26 protein-coding genes are annotated in these 24702 nt (G+C 61.2%); 16 read left to right on the top strand and 10 right to left on the bottom strand.

Going from position 1 to position 24702, the window contains the following annotated elements; translation table 11 throughout:
• Positions 1-15: 15 nt before the first annotated feature.
• A complete protein-coding gene (locus B5527_RS45965; protein ID WP_245332462.1) occupies positions 16-300 on the bottom strand; it encodes a transposase in 285 nt (94 codons plus the stop codon).
• A 615-nt stretch (positions 301-915) separates the two neighbouring features.
• On the opposite strand from B5527_RS45965, the gene B5527_RS01585 reads away from it, so the two are divergent.
• The 7 genes from B5527_RS01585 (at position 916) to B5527_RS01555 (ending at position 8811) form a co-directional block, all read left to right on the top strand.
• Positions 916-1785, top strand: coding sequence for an FAD binding domain-containing protein (locus B5527_RS01585; RefSeq protein ID WP_079599738.1), 870 nt, complete (start codon positions 916-918; stop codon positions 1783-1785).
• Between the two features lie 4 nt (positions 1786-1789).
• Positions 1790-2272, top strand: coding sequence for a (2Fe-2S)-binding protein (locus tag B5527_RS01580; RefSeq protein ID WP_079599737.1), 483 nt, complete (start codon positions 1790-1792; stop codon positions 2270-2272).
• Positions 2269-4509 carry a xanthine dehydrogenase family protein molybdopterin-binding subunit gene (locus tag B5527_RS01575; protein ID WP_079599736.1) on the top strand — a complete coding sequence of 747 codons (2241 nt, stop codon included), beginning with the start codon at positions 2269-2271 and terminating at the stop codon, positions 4507-4509. Before B5527_RS01580 ends, B5527_RS01575 begins: the two co-directional genes overlap by 4 nt.
• Before the next feature lie 552 nt (positions 4510-5061).
• Positions 5062-5976, top strand: a complete 915-nt coding sequence (locus tag B5527_RS01570; RefSeq protein ID WP_079599735.1) for an ABC transporter permease — start codon at positions 5062-5064, stop codon at positions 5974-5976.
• A complete protein-coding gene (locus B5527_RS01565) occupies positions 5973-6866 on the top strand; it encodes an ABC transporter permease (RefSeq protein ID WP_079599734.1) in 894 nt (297 codons plus the stop codon). The genes B5527_RS01570 and B5527_RS01565 overlap by 4 nt, the downstream gene beginning before the upstream one ends.
• Positions 6863-7858 (top strand): ABC transporter ATP-binding protein, encoded by a 996-nt coding sequence (locus tag B5527_RS01560; RefSeq protein WP_079599733.1) that lies wholly within the window; start codon positions 6863-6865, stop codon positions 7856-7858. The genes B5527_RS01565 and B5527_RS01560 overlap by 4 nt, the downstream gene beginning before the upstream one ends.
• Positions 7855-8811, top strand: coding sequence for an ABC transporter ATP-binding protein (locus B5527_RS01555; RefSeq protein ID WP_079599732.1), 957 nt, complete (start codon positions 7855-7857; stop codon positions 8809-8811). Before B5527_RS01560 ends, B5527_RS01555 begins: the two co-directional genes overlap by 4 nt.
• A gap of 63 nt (positions 8812-8874) precedes the next feature.
• Here B5527_RS01555 and B5527_RS01550 read toward each other — a convergent pair whose 3' ends face one another.
• From B5527_RS01550 to B5527_RS43255, 3 genes are all read right to left on the bottom strand, one after another.
• Positions 8875-10401, bottom strand: coding sequence for an ABC transporter substrate-binding protein (locus tag B5527_RS01550; protein WP_079599731.1), 1527 nt, complete (start codon positions 10399-10401; stop codon positions 8875-8877).
• 155 nt (positions 10402-10556) lie between these two features.
• Positions 10557-11774, bottom strand: coding sequence for a serine hydrolase domain-containing protein (locus B5527_RS01545; protein WP_079599730.1), 1218 nt, complete (start codon positions 11772-11774; stop codon positions 10557-10559).
• An 801-nt stretch (positions 11775-12575) separates the two neighbouring features.
• Positions 12576-12935, bottom strand: a complete 360-nt coding sequence (locus tag B5527_RS43255; RefSeq protein ID WP_154071938.1) for a hypothetical protein — start codon at positions 12933-12935, stop codon at positions 12576-12578.
• A gap of 67 nt (positions 12936-13002) precedes the next feature.
• Here B5527_RS43255 and B5527_RS01540 point away from each other — a divergent pair, with 67 nt between their 5' ends.
• The gene (locus B5527_RS01540; protein WP_197689259.1) at positions 13003-14556 is read left to right on the top strand and encodes an amidase family protein; all 1554 of its coding nucleotides are present in this window, start codon (positions 13003-13005) and stop codon (positions 14554-14556) included.
• Here B5527_RS01540 and B5527_RS01535 read toward each other — a convergent pair.
• Entirely contained in the window at positions 14484-14861 is a 378-nt protein-coding gene (locus B5527_RS01535; RefSeq protein ID WP_079599729.1) for a hypothetical protein, read from the bottom strand. The two genes, B5527_RS01540 and B5527_RS01535, sit on opposite strands and share 73 nt — an antisense overlap.
• Between B5527_RS01535 and B5527_RS01530 the strand changes: the two genes are divergently transcribed.
• Together B5527_RS01530 and tnpB are read left to right on the top strand one after the other, a co-directional pair.
• On the top strand, positions 14848-15096 hold the full coding sequence (locus B5527_RS01530; RefSeq protein WP_079599728.1) for a transposase: 249 nt from the start codon (positions 14848-14850) through the stop codon (positions 15094-15096). The genes B5527_RS01535 and B5527_RS01530 overlap by 14 nt on opposite strands.
• A 69-nt stretch (positions 15097-15165) precedes the next feature.
• The gene (tnpB, locus tag B5527_RS01525; RefSeq protein WP_154071937.1) at positions 15166-15357 is read left to right on the top strand and encodes an IS66 family insertion sequence element accessory protein TnpB; all 192 of its coding nucleotides are present in this window, start codon (positions 15166-15168) and stop codon (positions 15355-15357) included.
• A gap of 206 nt (positions 15358-15563) precedes the next feature.
• Here the strand turns inward: tnpB and B5527_RS01520 are convergent, their stop codons facing one another.
• The 3 genes from B5527_RS01520 to fdxA form a co-directional block, all read right to left on the bottom strand.
• Positions 15564-15830, bottom strand: a complete 267-nt coding sequence (locus B5527_RS01520; RefSeq protein WP_079599727.1) for a hypothetical protein — start codon at positions 15828-15830, stop codon at positions 15564-15566.
• Positions 15831-16141: 311 nt separating this feature from the next.
• Positions 16142-16816, bottom strand: a complete 675-nt coding sequence (gene tenA / locus B5527_RS01515; protein WP_079599726.1) for a thiaminase II — start codon at positions 16814-16816, stop codon at positions 16142-16144.
• A gap of 85 nt (positions 16817-16901) precedes the next feature.
• A complete protein-coding gene (fdxA, locus tag B5527_RS01510) occupies positions 16902-17237 on the bottom strand; it encodes a ferredoxin FdxA (protein ID WP_079599725.1) in 336 nt (111 codons plus the stop codon).
• Positions 17238-17498: 261 nt separating this feature from the next.
• Between fdxA and B5527_RS01505 the strand changes: the two genes are divergently transcribed.
• The gene (locus B5527_RS01505) at positions 17499-17735 is read left to right on the top strand and encodes a hypothetical protein (RefSeq protein ID WP_079599724.1); all 237 of its coding nucleotides are present in this window, start codon (positions 17499-17501) and stop codon (positions 17733-17735) included.
• Positions 17736-17790: 55 nt separating this feature from the next.
• Here the strand turns inward: B5527_RS01505 and B5527_RS01500 are convergent, their stop codons facing one another.
• On the bottom strand, positions 17791-18585 hold the full coding sequence (locus tag B5527_RS01500) for a carboxypeptidase-like regulatory domain-containing protein (protein WP_079599723.1): 795 nt from the start codon (positions 18583-18585) through the stop codon (positions 17791-17793).
• 232 nt (positions 18586-18817) lie between these two features.
• Here B5527_RS01500 and B5527_RS01495 point away from each other — a divergent pair, with 232 nt between their 5' ends.
• From B5527_RS01495 to B5527_RS43250, 5 genes are all read left to right on the top strand, one after another.
• Positions 18818-19042: a dodecin gene (locus B5527_RS01495; RefSeq protein ID WP_079606973.1), complete on the top strand. Its 225-nt coding sequence runs from the start codon at positions 18818-18820 to the stop codon at positions 19040-19042.
• A gap of 211 nt (positions 19043-19253) precedes the next feature.
• A complete protein-coding gene (locus B5527_RS01490) occupies positions 19254-20438 on the top strand; it encodes a cytochrome P450 (protein ID WP_079599722.1) in 1185 nt (394 codons plus the stop codon).
• A gap of 514 nt (positions 20439-20952) precedes the next feature.
• Complete coding sequence (locus tag B5527_RS01485; RefSeq protein ID WP_079599721.1) at positions 20953-22596, top strand: hypothetical protein; 1644 nt, start codon at positions 20953-20955, stop codon at positions 22594-22596.
• Positions 22574-22771 (top strand): hypothetical protein, encoded by a 198-nt coding sequence (locus B5527_RS01480; protein WP_172842446.1) that lies wholly within the window; start codon positions 22574-22576, stop codon positions 22769-22771. The genes B5527_RS01485 and B5527_RS01480 overlap by 23 nt, the downstream gene beginning before the upstream one ends.
• A gap of 112 nt (positions 22772-22883) precedes the next feature.
• Complete coding sequence (locus B5527_RS43250; protein WP_154071936.1) at positions 22884-23051, top strand: hypothetical protein; 168 nt, start codon at positions 22884-22886, stop codon at positions 23049-23051.
• A gap of 170 nt (positions 23052-23221) precedes the next feature.
• Here B5527_RS43250 and B5527_RS01475 read toward each other — a convergent pair whose 3' ends face one another.
• A complete protein-coding gene (locus B5527_RS01475; RefSeq protein WP_079599719.1) occupies positions 23222-24547 on the bottom strand; it encodes an MFS transporter in 1326 nt (441 codons plus the stop codon).
• Between the last annotated feature and the right edge of the window lie 155 nt (positions 24548-24702).

Genomic DNA, 24702 nt, shown 5'->3' with positions numbered 1-24702 from the left:
TGTGCCTGTCGTAAATCAAATCCGGACATATTGATGATGCAGCCCGCCCAGTACAGGTCGACAATCGATGTGCCCTGCCCTCTCAACAGCGCGCGGTACCGGCGCATCCTTCTCCATGGATAGATGCGTTCGCATCTCGTTATAATATCTCATGTACGAGAGCAGTAGGTGACGGAGGTGGCGCTCGCTGAATACAATAACCTGGTCAAGGCATTCCCTTCGGATCGAACCGATCAACCTTTCAGCATATCCATTTTGCCAAGGGGAACGCGGCGATGTTGGTCGGTCGCGAATGCCCATCGATCGAAGTCTACGGATAAAGACCTCACCATAGGCGCCGTCCCGGTCACGAATGAGATAGCGGGGAGCCTGTTCCCAACCGCATGCTTCCGTGACTTGGTTTGCGATCCATTCTGCGGTTGGATGCGCTGTGACGCCAAACCACAGAATATGTCGCCGGCGGTGCCTGTGTGTACCGAAACTTAAGCTCGGGCGTAGTGGTGGTAAAGTCCGCCCAGGACTGGGATCGAACCTTCTCCACGTAGCCAAGAGTAGTCTATGGGGTCCGAGCGGCCTCCTAGGGTTCAGAAGCTCCTTTCAGCAGCGTCAGCCGCCCAAAAGCTCCGATCAAACCGAGCAATGGCTGAAACGGTCCAACAGGCAACAGCACCGGGCGGCCATCCGCGGGCTAGTACATACGCAGAAGTTCTCGGCTTCGACGCGGTTCTGCAAACGATCGTCTGAGGGCCGCTCCGCAACGCAAGCTCTCTCGGCGCATCGGTGCCCATCACTTGCACGGGAGCGCAGAGGCTATTCCAATCGCTTTCGCCCGTGTAGGCTTCCAAGTCTGAAGGCCTCATAAAGGTGAGCCACCACAGCAAGGGGCGAGGAGACAAGGGAAACGATGGCAAGAGCATGACGAACACCCGATACTTTGCCCCGCGCACGCTCGATGAAGCGATTGGCGCATTTGCTGCGGCCGGAAGCGCTGCGCGCATCATGGCAGGCGGCACCGATCTCCTGGTCCAAATGCGCTCTGGCGCCGTCCGGCCGGGTCTTATCATCGACATCAAGAAAATTGCCGAGATTGCAAGCATCGAGGAAACGGCTGATGGCGGCTTCCGGGTCGGCGGCGCCGTCCCGGGCGCGGTTTTGGCCGAGCACGTGCGCTTCGGCAAGGTCTGGCCCGGCGTACTTGAAGCGATCAACCTGATTGGTTCCACCCAGGTGCAGGGGCGCGCCTCGGCGGGCGGCAATCTGTGCAACGGCTCTCCGGCAGGGGACAGCGTACCTGCAATGATTGCAGCGGGTGCCATCGCGACGGTGCAGGGACCGAACGGGCGCCGACAGATGGCGGTCGAAGAGGTGCCGGCAGGACCCGGACAAACTCGTCTGGCGCCCGGAGAGATTCTCGTCAGCTTCACCTTTCCACCGCGGCCACCTGGTTCTGGCGATGCCTATCTCCGCATGATTCCACGCACCGAAATGGATATCGCCGTTGTCGGGTGCGGGGTCAGCCTCACGCTCCATGACGGAATGTGCACCGCCGCCAGGGTCGGTCTCGGTGCGGTGGCGCCGACCGTGCTGCTGGTCGAGGCAGCTGCCAAAAGACTAACGGGCACCCGTCTCGATACTGCGTCCTTAGATGCCGCAGCGGATGCCTGTCGCGCCGCCTGCCGTCCGATCGACGACAAGCGCGGCACTATTGCTTACCGCACCAAGGTAGCCGGCGTGCTGCTGAAGCGCACGGTTGCTATCGCCGCCAAGCGCGCTGTAGGGAATTGAGGCAATGGCCAAACTGCATGTTTCCACCACGATCAATGGTGAACCGGCGGAGTTTCTGTGCGAGCCGTACGAAACCATGCTCGATGCGTTACGCGGGCCACTCGGCCTGACCGGATCGAAGGAAGGCTGCGCGTCGGGCGATTGTGGCGCGTGCAGCATCACCCTGGATGATCGCCTTGTCTGCTCCTGCCTGATGCTTGCCGCCGAAGCCGAAGGCCGTCAGGTCCGCACCATCGAAGGCATGGCCCAGGGCGACAGGCTGCATCCGCTGCAGCAGAAGTTTCTCGAAATGGCGGCGCTGCAGTGCGGCATCTGCACATCGGGCATGTTGGTCGCCTCGGAAGCCCTGCTGCAGAAGAATCCGCGGCCGAGCGAGGAAGAGGTTCGCTTCTGGCTTGCCGGCAATCTCTGCCGGTGCACCGGTTACGACAAGATTGTTCGCGCGGTTCTTGAGACCGCCGCTGATATGCGGGAGGCAGTGCAGTGAACGTCATCACCAACAACAAGTGGATCGGCCAGCGCACCATTCGCCCCGACGGGGTCGACAAGGTCACCGGCCGCGCGGCCTTTGCCGCCGACACCGCGATGCCCGGCATGATCTGGGGCAAGGTATTGCGCAGCCCACATCCGCACGCCCGCATCAAGTCGATCGACACCTCGAAGGCCAAGGCGCTACCGGGGGTCAAGGCGGTGGTCACCGCGCGCGACATCGTCGATTTCCCCGTCGACAAGTCGGTCATACTGGGCATCCAGGACATGCGCTGGATGTGCCGCAACGTGATGGCGCGCGAGAAGGCGCTGTTTCCAGGCCACCCCGTCGCGGCCGTCGCCGCCACGACCGAGGCGATCGCGGCACAAGCCTGTACGCTGATCGAAGTGAACTACGAGGTCCTGCCATGGTCGATCGAGATCGAGGATGCAATCAAGCCCGACGCGCCGATACTCCACGACTTCATGAAGTTCGAGGACAAGCCGTCCAATATTGGCGGTAGAATCGAGGTCAAGAAGGGTGACATCGGGCAAGGGTTCGCCGCGGCAGAGGTCGTCATCGAGCGCACCTTCACGACTCGTCCGGTGCATCAGGGCTATATCGAGCCTCACGCCTGCCTCGTCAGCGTCGGTGCCGACAACAAGACGACGATCTGGAGTTCAAGCCAGGGCCAGTTCATGGTGCGCGCCATGACCGCGCACCTGACGGGGATTCCGCAGAGCGACATCCGTGCCATTCCGGCGGAGATCGGCGGCGGCTTCGGCGGCAAGACTATCGTCTATCTCGAGCCGCTCGCGACCCTGCTCGCAAAGAAATCCGGCCGTCCGGTGAAGATGGTGATGACCCGCGAAGAGGTGATGCGTGCGACAGGGCCGACCTCAGGCTCGAAAAGCACGGTCAAGATCGGCGCGACCAGGGACGGCAGAATCGTCGCCGCGCAAGGCACCTTCTATCTGCAGGCGGGTGCTCTCCCGGGCTCCCCGATTCGTGGTGCGGTCGGGTGCAGCTTTTCGCCTTACGATATTCCGAACGTTCTTTCGGTGGGGTTCGACGTCCTCTCCAACCGCTCGAAGGTTGCGGCCTATCGTGCGCCAGGCGCGCCGATCGGCGCGTATGCGGTGGAGTGCGTGCTTGATGAACTGGCCTCCGAACTAAAGATGGATCCGTTGGAACTGCGGTTGAAGAATGCCGCTAAGCAAGGGACCAAAGCAGCGCACGGTCCGGTTTTCCCGCGCATCGGTTACATCGAGACGCTTGAAGCGGCGATGGCACATCCGCACTACAAGGCACCGCTCGGTAAGCTGCAAGGCCGCGGCGTCGCCTCTGGCTTCTGGTTCAACGCCGGCGGCGAATCGAGTGCGCAGGTCAACATCACCGAGGACGGCAACGTCGTTGTCACAACCGGCCATCCGGATATCGGCGGCTCGCGCGCGGCGATCGCCAACATCTGCGCCGAGCTTCTCGGTATCGACTACCGGCGCGTGTCGGTCCTGATCGGCGACACCGCGACGATCGGCTTCTCGAACCTGACCGGAGGCAGCCGCGTGCTGTTTGCGTCAGCGATGGTGGTGACGCAATCGACGGACAAGATCATCACCACGCTGCGCGAACGAGCGGCGAAGATTTGGGAGATCGACCCGGACGCGGTCAAATGGGAAAATGGCGCGGCGCACCCGGTCAGCCCCAACGCCGGCCAGTTTGAACCGCTGACCCTTGCCGAACTGGCAGCCAAGGCCCCGCGGATGGGCGGGCCGATCGGTGCCGGCGTGCAACTCAACACGGAAGGCGCAGAGGGCGGCTTCGGCACGCACATCTGCGACGTGGAGGTGGATGTCGATCTAGGGATTGTACGCGTCATCCGCTACACCGCCGTGCAGGACGTCGGCCGGGCGGTGCATCCGAGCTATGTAGAGGGCCAGATGCAGGGCGGCGTTGCGCAGGGGATCGGTTGGGCGCTGAACGAGGAGTACATTTACAATAGGGAAGGCAAGGTCGACAACGCGGGCTTCCTCGACTATCGCATGCCCGTATGCTCGGACCTGCCGATGCTCGACACAGTAATGGTCGAAGTGCCGAACCCGAAGCATCCGCAAGGCGTGAAGGGCGTCGGCGAAGTCCCGCTCGTACCGGTGATGGCCGCAGTCGCCAACGCCGTCCACAACGCGCTCGGTAAACGCCTCTACAGTCTGCCGATGTCACCGCCAAAGGTATTGGCGGCGCTTGAAACAACTTAGTTTGGCTCCGAAAGACGTCTCGCAGCTTCAGCCGAAAGTGACGGCGGGAAGAGTCAAACGTGAGCCAAACCTTCGCTCTCACACGCAACGAACCTAGAGAGCGTCGATCGAATGTTATGGAATTTTTCGCTTTGCCCGCAGTACGAACAATCCGGCACTCAACAGCGCCGAGACCTATTCTGAATCGACGTTAGAAGACAAGACTTTATGAGGCCGATTTTGACCAGCCTCAGGGTTTCTGCGCGCCTTGCGGCAGTTGAAATGCTTCTGGCGGATGCAGCGTCGCTAAATATAGTCAGGCCGCCGCCGCTTCATAGTTGAACGACGAAACCGATTTTGAACTTTGGAGGGTCAATTCCGTCGAAAGCTTCCTGCACAGAGGGATAGGTCCGGATGCCGAAATGAAAGCCGCTGTCGCGAGTGCAGCTTGGGCATAAGGGCGAGCATGTTGTGAGCATATGCAGAAAAGACAGGCAGATTCCGATGTCGCCAATCCAATTGTTCTAGATCTTCAACTTGCAGTGACCCGCTCGCTATCGTAGTTTTCCGACAATGCGACTGTTTATATTCCGCAGACTGTTGCTGGCCGCCCTGGTGTGCCTGACCGTTCTGGTCGTCAGCTTCATCTTGACACGCCTTTCCGGCGACCTGGCCGCGTCGATCGCGGGCCCCAACGCCAGCGCAGCCGATATCGCCATCATTACGAAGAATTACGGCCTCGACCGGCCGTTGGTTGTGCAGTTTCTCGAATGGGCCGGCCATGCTGCCGAGGGCGATCTCGGCCGATCCTTTCTCTACCATGTCCCGGTCTGGGGACTGATCCGCGACCGGTTACCGGTCACCCTGACACTTGGGCTAACCGGCCTTGCGATCGCGCTGTTGGTCGCCGTGCCGCTGGGCATTCTGGCGGCGGTGCGGGAGGGCTCGGCGATGGATCGAGGCATCATGATGGTGGCACTGCTGGGGCAGGCGATGCCGGGCTTTTGGTTTGGTCTGGTCATGATCGTCCTGCTTGGCCTGCGCCTGCAATGGTTGCCAATTTCGGGCGTGGACACATGGCAGGGCTACATCATGCCGGGGATCGTGCTGGCCTTTTCGGCAATCCCGGCACTGATGCGCCTGACGCGGTCGGGAATGATCGACGCATTGGCGGCGGATTACATTCGCACCGCGCGCGCAAAGGGATTGAGCCGCGCGAAAATTATCCTCAAGCACGCCTTGCGCAATGCGGCGATGCCAGTGGTCTCCATCGCGGCCGTGCAGCTTGGCTTTATGTTGGGAGGGTCCGTGGTGATCGAGTCGGTATTCGCACTGCCGGGCGTTGGCTATCTGGCCTGGGAATCGATCACCAAAAATGATTTTCCGGTGGTACAGGCCGTCGTGCTGTTCCTGGCCGTCATCTACATCGCACTGACATTGCTGGCGGACATGATGAATGCGCTGCTCGATCCAAGGTTGCGGGGATGAGTGACAGTGTCATTGCACAAGACGTGATTAAACAACAGCTGCCGGCGCGTCGGCGGTTACCTGCCTTTCGTCACCTCGCCACGCTGCTGGGAGCGGCGATCGTCGGGGCCGCGTTGCTGGTCGCTATTTTCGCGCCCTATCTGACGCCGCATGATCCGTTCGCTCAGGATCTCAACCTGCGCCTCATCCCCCCGGTGTGGATGGATGGCAGCCAACCGGCGCATCTGTTGGGCACGGATCAGATCGGGCGGGATTACCTGTCGCGCCTGATCTACGGCACGCGCATTTCCATGTTGATCGGCGTGCTGACCGTCATCACATCGGGCGTCATCGGCGTTACGCTGGGAATCATCGGCGGATTCTATGGCGGCCGGACCGACGACATTGTGATGTTCCTGATCACCTGCCGGCTGTCGATCCCGCTGATCCTGGTGGCGTTGACGGTGGTGGCGCTGGTTGGCAGTTCGCTTGCCGTGGTGATTCTCACGCTCGGGCTGTTGCTGTGGGACCGCTTCGCCGTGGTGGCGCGTACCACCACGATGCAGGTGCGCAACCTCGATTACATCGCCGCCGCCCAGGCCGCCGGTGCCTCGCGCGTGCATCTTTTGGTACGCGAGGTGCTTCCCAATATTGCCAATCACCTGGTGGTGGTGGCAACGCTGGAAATGGCACTGGCGATCCTGCTTGAAGCGGCCTTGTCATTTCTCGGCCTGGGCGTGCCGCCGCCATTGCCGAGTTGGGGGTTGATGATCGCCGAGGCTAAGGAATACATGTTCTTCAGTCCGTGGGTGATCATGACCCCGGGGGTCGCGCTGTTCGTCCTGGTGCTCGGAATCAACCTGCTGGGTGATGGGCTGCGCGACATGCTGGGCGCGGATCTGCGGCAATGACACCCTTGGTTCAAGACCCGGTCCTCAGCGTCGCCAATCTGCGCGTGTCCTTCGGCGGGCGAACCGAAGCGGTGCGGGGCGTATCACTGGCGGTGGCGCGCGGTGAAACGCATTGCGTGGTCGGGGAGTCCGGCTGCGGCAAATCCATTTCGGCGCTGTCGGTGATGAACCTGTTGCCGCGTGGGGCCACCCGCACCGCCGATCACATCCGCTTTCACGGGCAGGATATGCTGGACCTGTCGGAGCGCCAGATTGCACGGCTGCGCGGCGACAAGATTGCGATGATCTTCCAGGAACCGATGACGAGCCTGAACCCTGCCTACACCATCGGGTCGCAAATGTCCGAGGTGTTCGAACGCCATCGTCGGGTCACGCGGCGGCAGGCCATGGACAGAGCCGCCGAACTGCTGGCGCGCGTGGGCATCACCGCGCCGGGGATGCGCCTGGGCCAGTATCCCCATCAACTCTCCGGCGGCCTGCGACAGCGGATGATGATCGCCATGGCGCTGATGTGCGATCCGGAATTGCTGATCGCCGACGAACCCACAACGGCCCTCGATGTGACGGTGCAGGCGCAGATCCTGCGGCTGCTGAAGAAGCTGCAGCAGGAGCTGGGGCTGGCATTGCTGTTGATCACGCATGATCTCGGTGTGGTGGCGCGCATGGCGCAGCATGTCTCGGTGATGTATGCGGGCGAGGTGGTCGAAACCGGCACGGTGGCCGAGGTGTTCGCCGCGCCCACGCACCCCTACACGCGCGGGCTGCTGGACTGCATCCCCGTGCCCGGCAAGACGCAGACTGGCGAGCCCCTTGGCAGCATTCCGGGCGTGGTGCCGCGCATGCCGCCGGGCTTCGCGGGTTGTGGATTTCGCGACCGCTGCACTTTGGCCATGCCGGAATGTGCCCAGACCGTGCCGCTGCGCAATGCCGGCCGCGATCATTGCTATCTCTGCCGGCTGCCGCCGGATTGGAAGCGAGCTGTGGCGGCATGACCCATGCGATCGAAGTTCGGAACGTATACCGGGAGTTTCACCAGCGCGCCGGTACGGCGGGCGCCCGTCGCCCGGTGCGCGCGGTGGATGGGGTGACATTCTCGCTCCCGGCGGGCGATGTGCTCGGTGTGGTCGGCGAGTCCGGTTGCGGCAAGTCAACGCTCGCCCGTCTCATCATGGGCCTGCTGCCACCAACCTCGGGTGAGGTACTGGTAGATGGACGCAGCCTGGCCGGGTTAGACCGACGCGAACGCGCCCGACTGATCCAGCCCGTGTTTCAGGACCCGTTCTCTTCGCTCAACCCGCGCCAGCGCATTCGCGACATCGTCGGCCTGCCGCTGGCCGCCCAGGGCGACCTGCCGAGGGCGCGGCAGGTCGATCGCGTCATGGCGATGCTGGCGCGCGTCGGAATTTCCAGCGAGATGGCCGAGCGCATGCCTGGCCAGCTTTCCGGCGGACAGCGGCAGCGAGTGGCCATCGCGCGTGCGCTTGTGCTGCACCCGCGCATTGTGGTGTGCGACGAACCCACCAGCGCGCTGGATATGTCCGTGCAGGCGCAGATTCTCAATCTGCTGGCGGAATTGCGGCGAGAGCTTGGACTGACTTATCTCTTCATCAGTCACAACCTGGCGGTGGTGGAACACATCGCCACGGAAGTGGCGGTGATGTACCTCGGCCGCATCGTCGAGCAGGCGCCGGTGCAGGACCTTTTCCGCACACCCACGCACCCCTACACACAGGCGCTTCTGGCCTCCGTGCTGACACCGGATCCGGCGCTAGGCATTCCCGATGTCGGTCTGGGCGACGCCTACCCGGATCCCACCAATATCCCACCGGGCTGTCGTTTCCACCCGCGTTGTCCGAGCGCCTTCGCGAAATGCGCGGCAACGATGCCCGACAATATTCGCAAGGATGGCCGGCTGGTCGAGTGTCTGCTGGCGATTCCGGCATAGAGCGGGCGCCACCTCATCCAGATTTGATGTGGTTGCGCCCGGCTGTTGAGATCGTGCCAATACCTACTTCCAGCTCGACAAATAGAAGCGCGGCACATCGTCCGGGAAGCCCTGGAAATTCAATTGCTTTGAAAATGCGACATAGCGGACGTCGCTGAACAGCGGTACGAAATCAACACGTTCCGTGGCCAGGTGGATTGCCTCGCTAAAGGCCTTGCGACGCAGCTCCGGATCGATGCTCCCCCCGGCCTGTTTCAACAGGTCTTGCACGTCGGCATCGCGCGCGTAGTCGTTCAATCCCCCGCCGAGCCAATAGGGCATGAACGCCGAGGCATCGTTGACGGAATTGCTGCCCCAACTTCCCGAATACAACGGCGCCTTGCCTGCTTCCGCCAACTGGATGGCGGCGCCGATCTGCAGCTGCTGGATGCGCAGGTTGATGCCGACGGCCTTGAGATAGTTCTGCACGGCGGCGCCGACCTGCGGTGTCGCATAAGACACGAGCTCGGTATCGAAGCCGTTGGGATAACCAGCCTCAGTCAGAAGCTGCTTGGCCTTGGCGGGGTCATATGGATATTTCACGGCCGCCGATACGTCACAGCCGAACTGGCTCGGGAAACACGGCGTGTCGATGACCTGCGAATCGCCCTGGATCAGCTGCTTAGCCATCGTGGCGCGGTCGATTGCCGAGATAATCGCCTGCCGCACCTTCAGCTTGGTCAGCGGATTGTCGGCGCCTGAACGGCCAGCGCCGTCGACGGTCATGAAATGGACCCGCATGGTGCCGAACCGCACCGATTCCAGATTTGGCATCCGGGCGATATTCGCGAACTGATCGGCATTATAGCCCCAGATCCAATCGGCTCGTCCGCCGAGCAGCTCGGTCAGTTCGGTTGTAGCGTCGGGCACTTCGTGGATCTTGATGTACCGGATGGCGGGCCGGCCCTTGGGGCTGCCGGCATAGTAGCCGTCATACCGCTCCATATCGATCTCGGTGGTACCGTCGACCTTGGTGATCTTGTAGGGGCCGGTGCCGATCGGGGCATGGGCGTAGGCATCGGCACCGATTTTCTCGCGATAGGCCTTCGGCCAGATCGGCGTGACCATCGCGAGGTATTCCATCACGGCCGGAGACACACCGGTCAGCCTGATGCGGACGTGAAAGTCGTCGATCTTCTCCGCGCCGGCGAAGGACGTGTAATAGGCGGGGATGGCCACCTGTTTGTCGTGGATGATGTCGTTGATCGTGTACACCACGTCATCGGCGGTAAACGGATCGCCGTTCTGGAACGTCACGCCCTCGCGCAAGGTGAAGTCGATCGTGGTGGCATCGACCTGCTTCCACGATGTGGCCAAAGCAGGCTTTATCTCCATGGTTGCGGGATCGCGATACACCAGACAATCGAAAGCATGAAAGGCCACGACCATGCTGGTGCGTTGGGAATTATAGTACGGGTCGACATCGGGAATGGCATCGCGCCAGGTGATGCGCAGGGTGTCAGCCGATTTTTGCGCAAGCGCCGGGGCCGCCATTGCCAGGGTCATGCAGGCGGCCAAGAGTGCGCCGCGGCGCCAGGTATCCGTTTGCATTTGTTTGGTCCTTCAAATTTAGTAACGCAGATGACGTCAGGAACAGACGACGCCGGGAACATACGGCACCGGGAATAGAAGCAACCCGCATGCCATCGCATGGCTGCGGGCGCTGCCGCGCCCGGCGGTCTTTACCGAAACGGTGACGCGCCCATCTATCCGTGATCGATGGCCGCGAGCAATCGTTTCAGGAAACCGTCGATGGCCTCAGGATCGATCCAGCGAACCACGGCCACGAGATCGTGCTCCGGATCGACATAGACCATATTGGTGCCGTTGCCGCTATGGGCGAAAGCGGTGGCCGGAGCACTCGGCCAGCGCTTGCCGTCGGTGTTGAGGAACCAGTTCATGTAGCCGTAGATCGGCTCGGGCTTGGTCGGCGTGCGTGCCTGATCGATCCATTTCTCCGAGAGCAGTTGACGATCTTTCCACTTGCCGTGACGCAGCGTGAGGTAACCGAAGCGGGCCATGTCGTAGGCATTGATATACATGCCGCCGCCCCAGTGCCCACCGCCGGTCACCGACTGCATCAAGCTGCCATCCAGCACCACCCAGGAATTCTCGTAGCCGAACCAGCGCCAGGTGTTGGAGGCGCCGATCGGGTCCATGATGTTTTCCTTCAGGACCTGCGGCAGCGGGCGTCGCCAGACATTAAGGGTTGCGAGCGCCAAAACATTGGTGCGGGTGTCATTGTATTTATACACGGTGCCCGGTTTGCTTCGCGGCCGCGTGGTCCATTCCGCCGGATTCTCGTCGGGCCGGTCGACCCAATCGGGCTTGCCCCACAGCGTGCCATCCCAGTCACTGGTCTGCCGCAACAGATTATCCCAGGTGACCGTGCGGTTGTGCGGCGATTCAAACGGCAACAGCAGATCGGGCGTGTTGAGTCGATCCGATTTATTGGTGGTCGAGGGCGGAGCGTAGAGCTGTATCGGCGCGACATAATCCCTCACGGCGTCATCGACGCTCTTTATCATGCCCCGCTCGACGGCAAGTCCGACGACGCTGGAAAGGAAGCTCTTGGTTACGCTGTGAGTCATATCTACCCTCAGCGGATCTCCCCATTCAGTTACGATGTAGCCCTTGTGAATGATGATTCCAGTTGGATCACCGCGTTCCTTGATAGGCCCGATCGCGTAGCCGAACGGTTCGCGGCCGAAGGTTTGATAGTGGTTCATCACCAGATCGCGGGGTGCCTTCGTCTCCCCGGCGACCGCGAAATCGATCGCTTCCTGCAGGAGGTCCGGACTGACGTCCGATTCTGAAGGCGTCCTGTGCTGCCACGTCGTATCAGGGTAATAGGCCGAACCTGGATTTGCATCTCTCTCAGGTTGATCGGCTGGCCCACCCAGACCGGGACGACAAGAAGCCATGACTCTTCCTTCAATTTAAGATTCTTCAGATGCCGGGCCACTGGCTGACGTCTGACTCCGACGGGTTCAGCAACAATGTCCTCCATATCCTGACCGCCTACAACATGCCACCGAGGCGTGTGCAACCGCTTTTTTCCGAAGGCGCCTGACCCGTGTGGAGCATCTGCCAGCGGCTCGATAAGGATATTGTTTCCTTAGGCCGGATTTGGACGGCGAACAGCTCTGCGACCCGGCGACATTACAACAACCCGATTTCCGCTCGAGTCATTCGGCGACAACGCGGCTCGTTCATGGCGTTTCTGCTGCGCCGCCGAAAGCAGACATTCACTGGCGCTTCTAGTCAGGACCGCCACGCAAGTATCTAAAAAGACGTTAAGTAAGACTGCGTCCCACACCACGCAGTGACGATCGCGCCCGGTCTCCAGCCCGCGTCTCTCAAAAACGGGAGTATTTCAATTGTTCAGCAGAGACTATCGGCGATTTCGGCCTGAGATTGTGCAAATCTGGAGACTAGACACCAAGCCCGGATCTGCAAAAACCCGCCATTGGCGGGCATATCTGAGGTTTATACCGAAACTATCTTCAGTTGAGTGACTGGCTGGCTGGCGGCGCAGTGCTGATCGCACCGTCTCCACGCAAATTCCCTGCTAACAGGGAATTTTACACGGAATTTTGCGATTTCGGGACTCCCTAGACCGATTTCGTAGCAAGAAACCGCTGCGCCGCAGTCATTTTTCGCGCAATTCCCTACGCAAATTAACAGGGAAAATATTTCAAAGAGCCGGGAATTTTTTGCAGGTATCAGGGGAATTCAGGAATTCTGAGTAAGCGTCCATTCGTCCATTTCTCACACACTTGTTTCTTTGATGTTCGGACGCGATCTGTTCTCAGCACAAATTTAAAAGTGAGGACGACGACATGTCCGACAAACTTCGATCCCGCGCTCATGAAGGCGAGCACGCCGGCTTCAGCGTCATCCATGAAGGTGCCGAGCTTTGTCGTGGCACTTGAGCCCCGTCGTCGCAAAGATGCGCCAAGCCACACAGAACCGGTAAAGCGCGAGGATCCCTTAGAAACGTAGGCTATCCGGATTTCTGGGTTGACGGACCAATTATCCAACTGTTGCAGTTCACGCGCCGATTGCATATGACGACTCGTCATCCAGACGCCTCCGGGTGGCACCGGACCCCCTTTCCGGTCGTGCCGTTACGCTTCCTGCGAAAGACACATGATGAACAAGCACATTCTTGCCTTGGCCGCTTGCCTCGCAGCCGTGGCTACGCCCGTCCTCGCTACCGACTTCAAGGTTGAGGAGGCGACGATTCCGGAGATCGAGCGGGCGTTCCGCGATCACCGCCTGACCTGCCACCAACTCGTCCAAACCTACCTCGACCGGATCGCGGCCTACAACAAGCAAGGACCGAAGCTCAATGCCGTCCTGACCATGAATGGAAGTGCGCTGGCCGCGGCCGACCACCTCGATGCCGCCTTCGCCCAAGGCGGAGCGGTCGGCCCGTTGCACTGCGTGCCGGTCGTTCTCAAGGACAACTACAATACCGCGGACCTGCCGACCACCGGCGGCTCGCTGTCGCTCGAGGGCGCGCAGCCTGACAAGGACGCCTTCGTCGTCGCGCGGCTGCGCGCGGCGGGCGCCATCGTCCTGGCCAAGACCAACATGCACGAGTTTGCCCTTTCGGGCACCACGGTGAGTTCGCTCGGCGGCCAGACCCTGAACCCCTACGACCTGACGCGTACCCCCGGCGGCTCGAGCGGCGGCACCGGCGTGGCTGTGGCCAGCAACCTGGCGATGGCCGGGACCGGCTCCGACACCGTCAACTCCATCCGCTCGCCCTCCTCGGCCAACGCGCTGGTCGGTGTGCGGCCAACCCACGGGCTGCTCAGCCTCAACGGCATCATGCCGGTCTCCAGCACGCAGGACGCCATCGGGCCGCTTGCCCGCCACGTCGCCGACGCCGCCGCCATGTTGCAGGCGATGGCGGCAGCCGATCCGGCCGATCCGCAGACCGCGGACCACCCCCACCCGGACTACACCGCCGCGCTCGACGCCAACGCGCTCAAGGGCCAACGGATCGGGGTGCTGCGCGTGATGTTCGGATCGAAGCCCGAGCACCGCGAAGTCAACGAGGTGATGCAGCAGGCCGTCTCGGCGATGAAACAGGCTGGCGCCGAGCTCATCGTCATTGATGCGCCGGAGCTGGACGCGGACCAGCTCATCGCCCAGAACGACGTGCAGAAGTACGAGTTCAAGGCGGTGATGGACCGCTATCTCGCCACCATCCCGAACGCGCCGGCCAAGACAGTGGATGCCATCTATGCGGGCGGACGCTACAACCACCCGACCCTCGAGGGTTTCCTGAAATCCGCCGTCTCCTTCAAGGACGGCCTGTCCGAGGCGGACTACCAGGTCCGGCTCGACCGCGACGTCAAGACCCGCGCCCTTCTTGAGAAGGTGATGGACGACAACCACCTTGATGCCGTCGTCTATCCCTTGCAAAAGCGGCTCGTGGTACCTCTCACCGAACTCAACCAAGCCGACCGCAACGGCATACTGGCATCGGTGACCGGATTCCCGGCGATTACGGTCCCTGCCGGGTTCTCCTCGCCGACCGATACCGCCCCGCTTGGCGTCCCGGTCGGCATGGACATTCTCGGCAAGCCATGGAGCGAGGCGAAGCTGCTGTCGCTGGCCTATTCGTTCGAGCAGGCGACGCATTTCCGCCGCTCGCCGGAGAGCACGCCGCCGCTGCCCTCGGAGAAATAAGGGCTTGAAAGACAAAGGGCCAGCGAGACGATCTCGCTGGCCCGTGCCTGTTGTAAATCAAGTCCGGACATACTGGTGATGCAATCCCCACCCGCGCGCGAGGTCGTCGTCAGAGGTTTGGCGAAGCAGAAAAACGGCCGATACTTCGGAGGCGATGCGGCCGGATTCGCGCTTCTCCGAGGCAGCTCGGCGCCATGGGATCGCGAGTTGTCGGCGCACAGCGATTGCAGGAACTGGTAGGCTTCGGCGACCTCTTCGATCGGCAGCGGCGGCGGATTGGAGCGGAAGGTCTTGATCAGCGCCATCGCCGCGACCTGGGGCGACAAGCTGAAAGCCGCGCTCGCCACCTCTACCGACGGCATGCGGGCCCGCATGCTCGCCAACGGTTATGCCCGAGCCCCGGCGGCACGCGAAGGTCATCGGCGGAGGTTCAACGAGGCGGACAAACCCCAGATCCTTGAGGAGGCTGTGCAGGCGGGTCCGAACCTCTCGGAGGTGGCGCGCGGGATAGCGGCGCGTGTTCTATTCCGTTGGAAGTGACGCCGTCGGCCGCGCCGGTGTTCGTTGCGGTGCAGATGATGCGGCGCTGAGCAACGAGGAGCGTGCGCCATGACGCTGCTTCCTCCAGGCGTGAGGGTGCACCTGGCCTTCGGCTATATCGACATGCGCAAGGGCATCGATGGGCTCGCGATGCTGGTCCAGGGCGTGCAGCGGCAGGATCCCTTCTCGGGCCATCTCTTCGTGTTCCGGGGTCGGAAGGCCAACCTCCTCATGCAAAGCGGGGCACCAGGAATGCGATAGCTGCCGCGCCGATCAGAACCATGCCCAGGCTTTTCATCATCACGGGGCTTCCGGCGGTTTGTCCAAAGCCTCATCCGGTCCCCGCAAGAGCTTCTGTTTGATGCCGGACCAGGTCCAGAAAATTGCGCTGCACACTACCAGCGCGCTCCCTCCGACTACTAAGACCTCGCCGAGGATAACCATCGCGGTCTCCTATTTCTCCTGTCCTAGTTTCCTTTTTCGATGGGGATAGCTTTAGCCGGTGACAACTCGACGAGCGTCCTAGTCTTCTCCGCCGCGTCATAGACCTTGATTTGGAGCATCGGAAATTCGGCTTTCAGGGCAAGAGCTTTCTTCTCAGCGGCTTGAAGCGTGGGGAACACCGTCTTCATCCGGCCGTCTACTTCAAGGCCAAATCCCTCGGTCAGGACAAGGTCGGCGCGGGTGATATTCCGGGGCTGCGTCTCCTCAGGCATTATCAGAGGTTTTTTCATGTTCCCTCCTAGGTCATCTTCTCATCTAATCGCTGCCCCCCTTAAAAAAAGAGCAATGGCAGATTAGAACGGCAGGTCGTCAGGATTGACCTCTGCATCGCAGTTGTGCGTGACTGGCTCGGTTTCATCAAACGGATTATCGCTAGTGAAGAGAGCTTCAAGATTGATTGGCTTCTCTTTGAACTGCTGAATTATGTCCGCGGGTGTCGGTTGTGCCGGTGAAGGTACAACACTGTACTCCGTTTCGAGGCTTTCGCCTTTGCGATTGATAGTGATGCTGTAACCCTTCCGACACGGTACGCAGTCAGTGACTATTCAACACGCTGGCCCGCACGCCAGCCCATTTCCCAGAAGTCGGCCTCGAGCCGGGTGGCTTCCTTGAAGATCACGATTAGCTCTGCCTCACGGGCCGGCGTGGCGTAGAGATCGGCGAGACCCTCCAGGTGCGCCCGCGCTTTCGCCGCGACCTCCTGGTATGGTGCACCGGCATACTCGGCGATCCAAACGCGATATGGGTTCGTTGCAGCGTGCGCATCGGGTCGCGAGGCGAGCCGCGTCGCGATCTCTGCGTAGCCGACCACGCAGGGGGCAAGCGCCACCTTGAGTGCCAGGAGATCACCGCGCATTCCCGCGTCGAGCACGTAGCGTGTATAGGCCAGCATCTCGACCGTCGGAGGTGTTTGTTCAAGATCGTTGAGCGACAGGCCCCAGCCGGCACACAGCTTCACATGCAGGTTCATCTCGACGTCGAGAATGGCCGAGAGGCCGGCCGCCGCTTCGCGCATGTCAGCGAGCTTGGGCGACTTGTAGACGGAGAGCGCGTAAGCGCGAGCAAATTCGATGAGGAACAGGTAGTCCTGAACGAGGTAGTGACGAAACGCCGCTTCGGCGAGCGACCCGTCTGCCAACCCGTTCGTGAAGGGATGCTCGGTGTAGGCCCGCCACTCGGCGGATGCTGCTGTTTTTAGACGCTCGAAGAAACTCATGATCTTTCACCGGGTTCTCAATGAGAGGCTTTGGCTTGCTACCAATAGCACGTCGCAAACCGGGCGGACGTTGACCTCGTCCGCCTCAATCACCCGCGCCGGGATCTGGTGAGCAGTATTGGAGTTTGTCCGACTTCCCCTCCCACTCCTTGGAGTCAGGCGGGGGCGCTTTTTTGACCGTAATATTTGGCCAGATTTTCGCGTATTCCGCATTCAGCGACAGCCATTTCTCAAGCCCCGGCTCGGTGTCAGGCTTGATCGCGTCGACCGGGCATTCCGGCACGCAGACCCCGCAATCGATGCATTCGTCCGGGCGGATGACGAGCATATTCTCGCCCTCGTAGAAGCAGTCCACGGGGCACACGTCGACGCAGTCCATGATTTTGCAGCGAATACAGCTGTCGTTGACGACGAAGGTCAATTAAGCGTCCTTTCAGCAGGCGACCTCATTCATGGTGTCGGTCCGTCCTCGCGGTGCTCGTTCATTGGTTGAAAATGGACGCACAGTCGCCTTAGAGCCTGTCTCGAAAAATGGCTGACGACATCACTGATGGCCGAGCACTGGGCGGCAACCTCCGTCTCATTCGATCACTCGCCCGCGCCAACGTGGTGGATCGAATGAGCTGGTCCCGGCTTGAGCTTCCGCGGTAACAGCACCGCATCCCGAAGCCGGAGAACCTTGATGGAAGAGATGCCGCGTAAATCCGCAGCCGAACTTGAGGCCGAGTGCCTTCGGCCTCTGGCGATGGATCCGCACACGCGAGGCATTAAGCGCGTCGAGATATTTCGCATGTACCCTAAAGCAATGGGGCCGAATTGGACCTACGGCGCGCTTGATCCGATGCCGACGCGAGCGGGCTTGGCCATTGCCCAAACGCTTATCGCGTCGGTCTTTGGAAGATGGGCGCTGGCAGATTAATGCGCTCATGCAGCCCTCGCTTGTAGGGGCCGGATAACACGCCCGGACGCCGTCCTCAGGAGTTCACGATCGGGGCCGAGCGCCTTGCGAATTGCGGATTGCGCCGGTCGGACGAAATCAGATCGTGCAGGTATTTGTCGGGCGTCGACCACTCCCATGAAGTGATCACGATATTGCGTTCGACACCTTGTGGACGCGGCGGCTTGCTCTTGGGCAGTTCGCCCTTGGCGACGCGGTCGGTCCAGTCTCCGAGATATTTGAAGGGGACGCCGCCGAAATTTCCGGCAAGCTGGTGGGTCGTCTGCTCACCGGACTGCCCCGATTGAACGCGCCGTATCCAGGCCGCCGCGCCGGAAGCGAACTTGCCGAAAGCAGGCGGTATCGTGCGAGTGGCTTCCTGGCCGAGCTGATGGCACCCGATGCAGCCGATGTTCTTCATCTGCTTCAGCCAGTCAGTCTGCGTCAGCTTTCCGGGAATATCGCTCTTGCCGCCGAAATCGCCGGCAGGCGGAATTTTCATCATCGCATACCAGTAGATCGCCGGGTAATAATGCGCCGCTGCCGCTTCGTTCGGTGCCGGCGCCGCCGTATGATTAAGAAGCTGGCCCGGCTTTGCGGTGAGCTTGGCCGAATCCACCGAGCCATAACCTCGCACCCAGACGCTGTAATTCGCGGCCGGCAGGTGGGGGATGAGGTAGCGGCCCTGATCGTCGGTGACGACGATGCGCGCGAACTTCGTCGGCAGCTCGGTGGTCTCGGCGATCACCCAGACCCCAGCTTCAGGGCCCGCCGCGCCGACAACCGTGCCGCCGATGTCGGTGGCGCCGAATCGCCACGGCCTGCTGCGCATAAGCTCGGTGGGGATTGCACCTGGCAGCGCCACCAAGCCGGCAAATATAGTCTACCGTGCAAGTACTCTGGTCACGAACATGGCTCGCCTCCCGGCATGGAACCGGCTCTTTGGCCGGTTTTTCATTGTCGCCATCCCTGCGGTCCGCCCCCAGCTTCCCTCGCAGAAGCAGCGGAACTCGAGAGGGCAGAACTCGTTCAGAATAGACCTGGCTCACCAGCGGAGGTTCGCCATGCCAGTCACCGAAATGAAGGATCACGTTTATAAGATCCTAGAACTCGTAGGATCTTCCGAAAAAAGTATCGAGGATGCCATTCAAAATGCCATCACCCGCGCATCAAAGACCATTCGCGAAATGAAATGGTTCGAAGTCGTGCAAACGAGAGGCCATGTCGAAAAAGGCTCTGTCCGACATTATCAGGTCACTTTGCGAGTTGGATTCACACTAGAGGAGTAGCTTTAGCGGGGAAAGCACAAGTGGATCTCAGATCGTTGAACCGGCGCCGGCGCGATTGTCCCTGTCGTTCTCGCATTCGGTACCGGCGCGGAGCAGGAGCGTGCCGCCTTCGCCCACTGCCAGTGCAGCGGCCGCCAGGATTGCGCTGTTTGGCGCCTGCCACTATCCTCGGGCCCGGCACACGCTGGCCCGCATCCAATAGGATCATCCCATGCTGACCGCGAGCTTGGCCCCCCTGGACGAGACCATCACGATCGCGGAGCTCACCCGCGATCCCTATCCGATCTACAGGCGCCTCAGACGCGAAGCGCCCGTATTACGGGTCAAATCGGTGGGCCGCACCTTCCTCACCAAGGCGGCCGACACCAAATACGTGAAGGAGAATGCGGCGTTATTCAGCTCCGACGACCCGAACACGCCCATGAAGCGCGCCTTTCTCGCTCATACGCTGATGCGCAAGGACCACGACGAGCACCGGACCGAACGCATGGCGATGATGCCGGCCCTGATGCCGAAGACGATCGAATCCGTTTGGGCGCCGCTGTATGCGAAACTGGCCGCAACGTATCTCGACCGGCTGCCGCGCGGTGAGGTGGTCGATCTCTTTCCCGCTCTCGCAGGACCGCTTGCCGCGCGGATTCTGGCGCATGCGATGGGCGTTCCGGACGCGAGCGATGAGTACATGCAGCGATGGTCGCAGACGCTGATCGACGGTGCCGGCAATTTTGGCTGGACACCGGGGCCTTTCGATGCGACCGACATCGCCAATGCGGAGATGGACAAATGTATCCGCGTCAACGCCGAACGCGTGCGGGCCGAACCGGATTCCTCAGCGCTCTCCTTCATGGTGAACGCAAAGAATCCGATTCCAGAAAGCCAGATGATCGCCAATGTGAAGATCGCGATCGGCGGCGGCATCAACGAGCCGCGCGACGCCCTGCTGACGATCCTCTACGGCCTGTTGACCAATCCAGATCAGCTTGACGCCGTGCGCGCAGGGGGCAAATGGCGCTCCGCGTTCGAGGAAGGGGTGCGGTGGGTGGCGCCGATCCAGGCGAGTTCACGGCTCGTTATGGAGGACACGGAGATTCGCGGCTGCTTGATCCCGAAGGGCGACACCGTGATGACGATCCAGGCGTCGGCCAACCGGGACGAGGAGGTCTTCGAAGACAGCGAGAACTACAACGGGCTGCGCGAGCCCAACCCTCACCAGGCCTTTGGCAACGGCCCGCATCATTGCGCGGGCGCGCACCTGTCGCGGCGAACCGTTGGCGCCATCCTGCTGCCAATGCTTTTCGAGCGCTTCCCCAACATGGCCTTGCTTGATCCCGCGAGCGTGCGCTGGCACGGATTCGGTTTCCGCGGTCCACTCAATCTGCCGCTTCTCCTGCAATAGGACCGGCGCGAGGGATAGGCATTGTTTATTTTGCCTCATCCGCCGTCCTATCATCCGCAATTCCCCCCAATCAGCTTGCCGGCGAGTTACGGCAGGTTCTTCGTGTAGACCACCTCTCGCCCGTCCCGGCCGTCGCGCAAGCTGGCGAGGCGAGTGAATAGCATTGGGGTGTTATTGGCGCTTTTCGACCTCACCGCTCTTTCGAATGTCCGCCTCGCGCCAAAAGTGGTCGTTCGCTGGAATCAGCTGTCGGCGCAAAGCGACGGCCGCCAACGACCGTGTTGACCTAAGGCGCCATATGCTGCGTACGCTCCACTACCGGCGACCCAGCCGCTTCATTCGATCGCCTCGTTCGACAGAATGAGCCTTCATTCACCCGGGAGTCGGGAGCACGCCGTGCCCTCCGATAGTCTTGTAGAGCGTTTTGGTCTAGCATGAAGCTGGGGCGACATTTGAACTTCATCCTGTGTGGACGGCGATCGTGCGGTCCAACCGCGAGGCTCCAGCGCATACAATGAGCCGAGCCGCCTCCCTGGGCGGCGTCGGGTCCCCGTGGCCATGGGCCGTGCTGGCGTGGGCCGCGCTGCTGGTGGCGATCGTCGTGTCGTTCAGGCCGGCGGTCCCGGTCATCTGGGGCGACACGCCGTCCTTCGTGGAATCTGCGCTTCGCACGCTCGAAGCCGGAAAGCCGACCGTGGTGGGTGGGCGCGATCCGGGCTACCCGGCGTTCCTGGCCGTGACGTTCGCGTTCGGAGGCGACCTCCGGATGGTGGTGCGCCTGCAGCAGGCGGCGTGGGCCGTCCTGATGCTGGCGCTTGCAGCAACCGCCCAGGCAACGACGCGCAACGCCGGTGGGCTCGTGCCGATCATCCTCGTAGCGACGTATCCGGGCCTGCTGTTGTTCAGGAACGTCCTCACCGCAGAGCTTCTCTTTGCGGTCTTCCTCAATCTGGCAACGGCTGGATTACTCGTTGCCACCTGCGTCGGCAAAGCGGCGCGGTGCTACGCGGTCGCTGCCTCCGTCCTGTGCGCGGCGCTCGCGGCGTGCTTCAGATTGCAGGGCGTCCTGGTCCCAATCGCCACCGTCCTGGTGGGCGCCCGCCTCGCCTGGCCATGCACGTCCGCGCGTCTTACCGTGATTGCCGTGTCCGTCGCAGCGGCGCTGGCGCTTCTCGCCGCCGGTTCCCGGTTCGGGGCTTCCAATTCCGACCAGGCCTCGGCCGTGTTCGTTCCCAAGACGCTGTTCTGCAATCACCTGAACATCGTGCTTGCAAGCGATGCAGCGCGACGCGAGATCGTGTCGGCGGCCGGCGACCACGCCGACGCCACGATGGCGCGGCTTGCCGCCGACTTCGCCGCGGAGCCGGGTCGCTGGCCCATGCTCGGGTTCTTCGGCGACGCGTGCCTCTTCGACACCGCACTGGACCGAGACGTGGCCGACGATAACGGGACTACCGGCGGCGCGGCCTCAGCCTATCGGCGCATCTTCCTGGTCGCCGTACGTGATCGGCCGCTGGCCTACGCGGGCAAGTTCGTCCGTCAGATGGCCTATGGGGCCTCGGTCGCATGGCCGCCCTACGGACTCGACCCTGCGATACCGGTGTCGACCGACGACGTGCCGCACGTGTCTGACATCATGACGCGGCACGGCCGGGCGGCTCAGCCGATCGATCTGCAAAGCGGACCAGTTCGGATCGGCCCATTATCCGATCTTCCACGCATCTCCGCCTATCTGTTCAGGACATTGTCCACCGCCTTCGTTATCGCCGTCATATTTTGGACGGTGACTGCTGTGCGGCGTCGGCGCCCCAGGTTCTCGATGCGCGCACTTATCGTGATCGTGATGTGGGCGGCTTCGATCGTAACCGCCGCCGGCGCCCACACTCTCGACGTCTGGCGATATCTGATTCCCGCAGTGCCGATGGTAGGCCTCATGCTGTCCCTTTTTGCTGTCGAAGTGGCCGAAACGATCGCATGCCTGTGGACGCGAACCGTGGTTGCTGGGCTTGAGCCGCGCGTGACGGAGAGGCTCAACAATTCGGAAACCATTCGACATCTCGAGGGAAGGCCCGCTAACGAATTAGAAAATCGCCGCCCGCCACAATCGGCTCCGGGACCAGACTGGGAGAATGATCATGAGCGGCAAAGCGGTGCTTGAAAACGTGCGCAGATATCGCGCGATAGCCTCGTTGTATCGGCAAACAGCGGCGTTCCGGCCACCGCAGCGTTTCTCCTTACTCGAGCAGGCCAAGGAATGGGAGCGGCTCGCGTTGGCGGAACTCGAATCTTACTTTTCGACGCCTCGCGGATCAAAATACCTTTGCGAGCAATAGGAGGGATGGCTGCGGCGCGAGTGCAACTAGGCACAGCGTCAGAGAGGTTTTTGATTGCCTCAGGAGTAGATCGACCTCCTCCGTCTCCGATCTGATCGGACGCGATGCGCTGATGATGGCCGTTTCGCGTCTTTCCCGCGGCGAAGCCGACGACCAAGTGTTGCCCTCGATCGAGCTCTTCGTGCTCCAGCGTCTTGGCGCCGTCCTTGGCCAGATATGCGGCGAGGTACGTGCAGTTTCTGCCTTGTCATTATCGCCAGAAGATGCGCAGCCGGGTTGAGGCCTCTCAGTTCAAGAGCATCGCAGTTGGCACCGATATCCGGCACCAGTTCGGCGCGACGTCGAGCGCCGGCATTCCTGCTCAGTTGCCAGCACCGTATCCGGCCAAGCAGTCAATGGTCGCTAATCTCGTCACGACAGTCGGCCTGCGTTCGCGCGATGTCGCGAGACCTAATGCGCCAGCGCGACTTCTCCCGATGACTGCTCTCGCTTCGCATCAATGCGCAGGCTCACGACAACGACGGCGCCAAGCACAGCGCACCCGGCCAGCAGGAGCAGCCCCACCGTAAAGGTGCCACTCGCATCTTTTAGATAACCCATCGCAAATGGACCGGCGAAACCGGACAGATTGCCCAGCGAGTTGATCGCCGCGATCCCGGCCGCGGCCGATGCTCCGGTCAAGAAGCTTGCCGGCAGTGGCCAGAACATCGCTGGTACTGAGGAGACGCCGATCTGCGCAAAGCAGAGTAACGCCATCACGATGATGGGATTGGAAATGAGCCCGGACAAGCCGATCCCAATCGCGGCCATCAGCAGCGCAACGGCGACGTGGCCTTTTCGCTCCATTGTGCGGTCGGAGTGCCGACCGAGCAACACCATGCCTATCGCCCCGAAGATAAAGGGCAAAGCGGCCAGCAATCCGGTCTGGGTATCGCTCACGCCAAAGTTTTTGATGATTGTTGGCAAGAAAAAGGCAACTCCGTAACTCGCCGCATTCAGACAGAAATACACAAGAGCGCAAAGCAGAATGCGGGTATCCGTGAGTGCCTGAAACAGAGAAAGATGTTCGACGTTTTCCTTGTTTCTCTTCTCGGTTGCTTGCACGTTTTCCAGCCACGCAATTTCGTTTGTCTGCAGCCAGCGGGCTTGGTGCGGAAAATCGGTCAGATAGAACAACACGCAAATTCCCACCAGAACCGATGGCAACGCCTCGAGAATGAAAAGCCATTGCCAACCTTCCAGCCCCAGGCCAGACACGTTCAGCAGCATCCCGGAGATCGGTGCCCCAACGATGGATGAAATTGGGATCGCCAGCATAAAGAAGCTGATTACCCGAGCGCGGTACACCGCGGGAAACCACAAGGTTAGATAGAAGATGATACCGGGGAAGAAACCGGCCTCGCATGCGCCGAGCAATAAACGAAGGGTATAGAAAACCCCTTCATTCGAAACTCCAGTTGCTCCGGCGATCGATGGAATAAAGGCGAACGCACCTGAGACGATCCCCCATGAGATCATGATGCGGGCGATCCAAAGCCGCGCGCCAACCCGCTCGAGAAAGATATTGGAGGGCACCTCAAACAGAAAATACGCAATGAAGAAAAGGCCGGCGCCCAGTCCAAAGGCTGCCTCGCTGAAACCAAGCGCCTGATCCATATGAAGCTTTGCGAAGCTGACATTAACGCGATCGAGATAGGCAACGAAGTAGCATAGGATCAGGAACGGTATTAGCCGCCGCATCACTTTTCCGATTACATGCTTTTCTACATCTTCCATGGCGTTCGCCTCCCGTTTTTGAATCGTTTGGCAACCTTCAGCAACTTCGGACGAGTTTTAAGCGTAGCAATGACGTGGCCAGGAACGCCAATGGCATTTTCCTTCCGGTGCCAAAACCAAAAGCGGTAGGACGCACTGCCTCGCCGCGACCACGA

This window comes from Bradyrhizobium erythrophlei, from assembly GCF_900129425.1.
GTDB lineage: Bacteria > Pseudomonadota > Alphaproteobacteria > Rhizobiales > Xanthobacteraceae > Bradyrhizobium > Bradyrhizobium erythrophlei_C.
Note: the sequence above shows the minus strand (reverse complement) of the source record. Positions and strands in the feature narration are given on the sequence as shown.

Coding starts and splice junctions, on each gene's coding strand:
- B5527_RS01570 (WP_079599735.1), top strand. CDS start 5,062: ATGCGACTGTTTATATTCCGCAGACTGTTGCTGGCCGCCCTGGTGTGC.
- tnpB (WP_154071937.1), top strand. CDS start 15,166: ATGACGCTGCTTCCTCCAGGCGTGAGGGTGCACCTGGCCTTCGGCTAT.
- B5527_RS01505 (WP_079599724.1), top strand. CDS start 17,499: ATGGAAGAGATGCCGCGTAAATCCGCAGCCGAACTTGAGGCCGAGTGC.
- B5527_RS01545 (WP_079599730.1), bottom strand. CDS start 11,774: ATGGCTTCTTGTCGTCCCGGTCTGGGTGGGCCAGCCGATCAACCTGAG.
- B5527_RS45965 (WP_245332462.1), bottom strand. CDS start 300: ATGGGCATTCGCGACCGACCAACATCGCCGCGTTCCCCTTGGCAAAAT.
- B5527_RS43255 (WP_154071938.1), bottom strand. CDS start 12,935: ATGACGAGTCGTCATATGCAATCGGCGCGTGAACTGCAACAGTTGGAT.
- B5527_RS01555 (WP_079599732.1), top strand. CDS start 7,855: ATGACCCATGCGATCGAAGTTCGGAACGTATACCGGGAGTTTCACCAG.
- B5527_RS01485 (WP_079599721.1), top strand. CDS start 20,953: ATGAGCCGAGCCGCCTCCCTGGGCGGCGTCGGGTCCCCGTGGCCATGG.
- B5527_RS01475 (WP_079599719.1), bottom strand. CDS start 24,547: ATGGAAGATGTAGAAAAGCATGTAATCGGAAAAGTGATGCGGCGGCTA.
- B5527_RS01535 (WP_079599729.1), bottom strand. CDS start 14,861: ATGGCGCTGATCAAGACCTTCCGCTCCAATCCGCCGCCGCTGCCGATC.
- B5527_RS43250 (WP_154071936.1), top strand. CDS start 22,884: ATGATGGCCGTTTCGCGTCTTTCCCGCGGCGAAGCCGACGACCAAGTG.
- B5527_RS01585 (WP_079599738.1), top strand. CDS start 916: ATGACGAACACCCGATACTTTGCCCCGCGCACGCTCGATGAAGCGATT.
- B5527_RS01580 (WP_079599737.1), top strand. CDS start 1,790: ATGGCCAAACTGCATGTTTCCACCACGATCAATGGTGAACCGGCGGAG.
- B5527_RS01480 (WP_172842446.1), top strand. CDS start 22,574: ATGAGCGGCAAAGCGGTGCTTGAAAACGTGCGCAGATATCGCGCGATA.
- B5527_RS01520 (WP_079599727.1), bottom strand. CDS start 15,830: ATGAAAAAACCTCTGATAATGCCTGAGGAGACGCAGCCCCGGAATATC.
- B5527_RS01500 (WP_079599723.1), bottom strand. CDS start 18,585: ATGCGCAGCAGGCCGTGGCGATTCGGCGCCACCGACATCGGCGGCACG.
- B5527_RS01550 (WP_079599731.1), bottom strand. CDS start 10,401: ATGCAAACGGATACCTGGCGCCGCGGCGCACTCTTGGCCGCCTGCATG.
- B5527_RS01495 (WP_079606973.1), top strand. CDS start 18,818: ATGCCAGTCACCGAAATGAAGGATCACGTTTATAAGATCCTAGAACTC.
- B5527_RS01560 (WP_079599733.1), top strand. CDS start 6,863: ATGACACCCTTGGTTCAAGACCCGGTCCTCAGCGTCGCCAATCTGCGC.
- B5527_RS01490 (WP_079599722.1), top strand. CDS start 19,254: ATGCTGACCGCGAGCTTGGCCCCCCTGGACGAGACCATCACGATCGCG.
- B5527_RS01565 (WP_079599734.1), top strand. CDS start 5,973: ATGAGTGACAGTGTCATTGCACAAGACGTGATTAAACAACAGCTGCCG.
- tenA (WP_079599726.1), bottom strand. CDS start 16,816: ATGAGTTTCTTCGAGCGTCTAAAAACAGCAGCATCCGCCGAGTGGCGG.
- B5527_RS01540 (WP_197689259.1), top strand. CDS start 13,003: ATGATGAACAAGCACATTCTTGCCTTGGCCGCTTGCCTCGCAGCCGTG.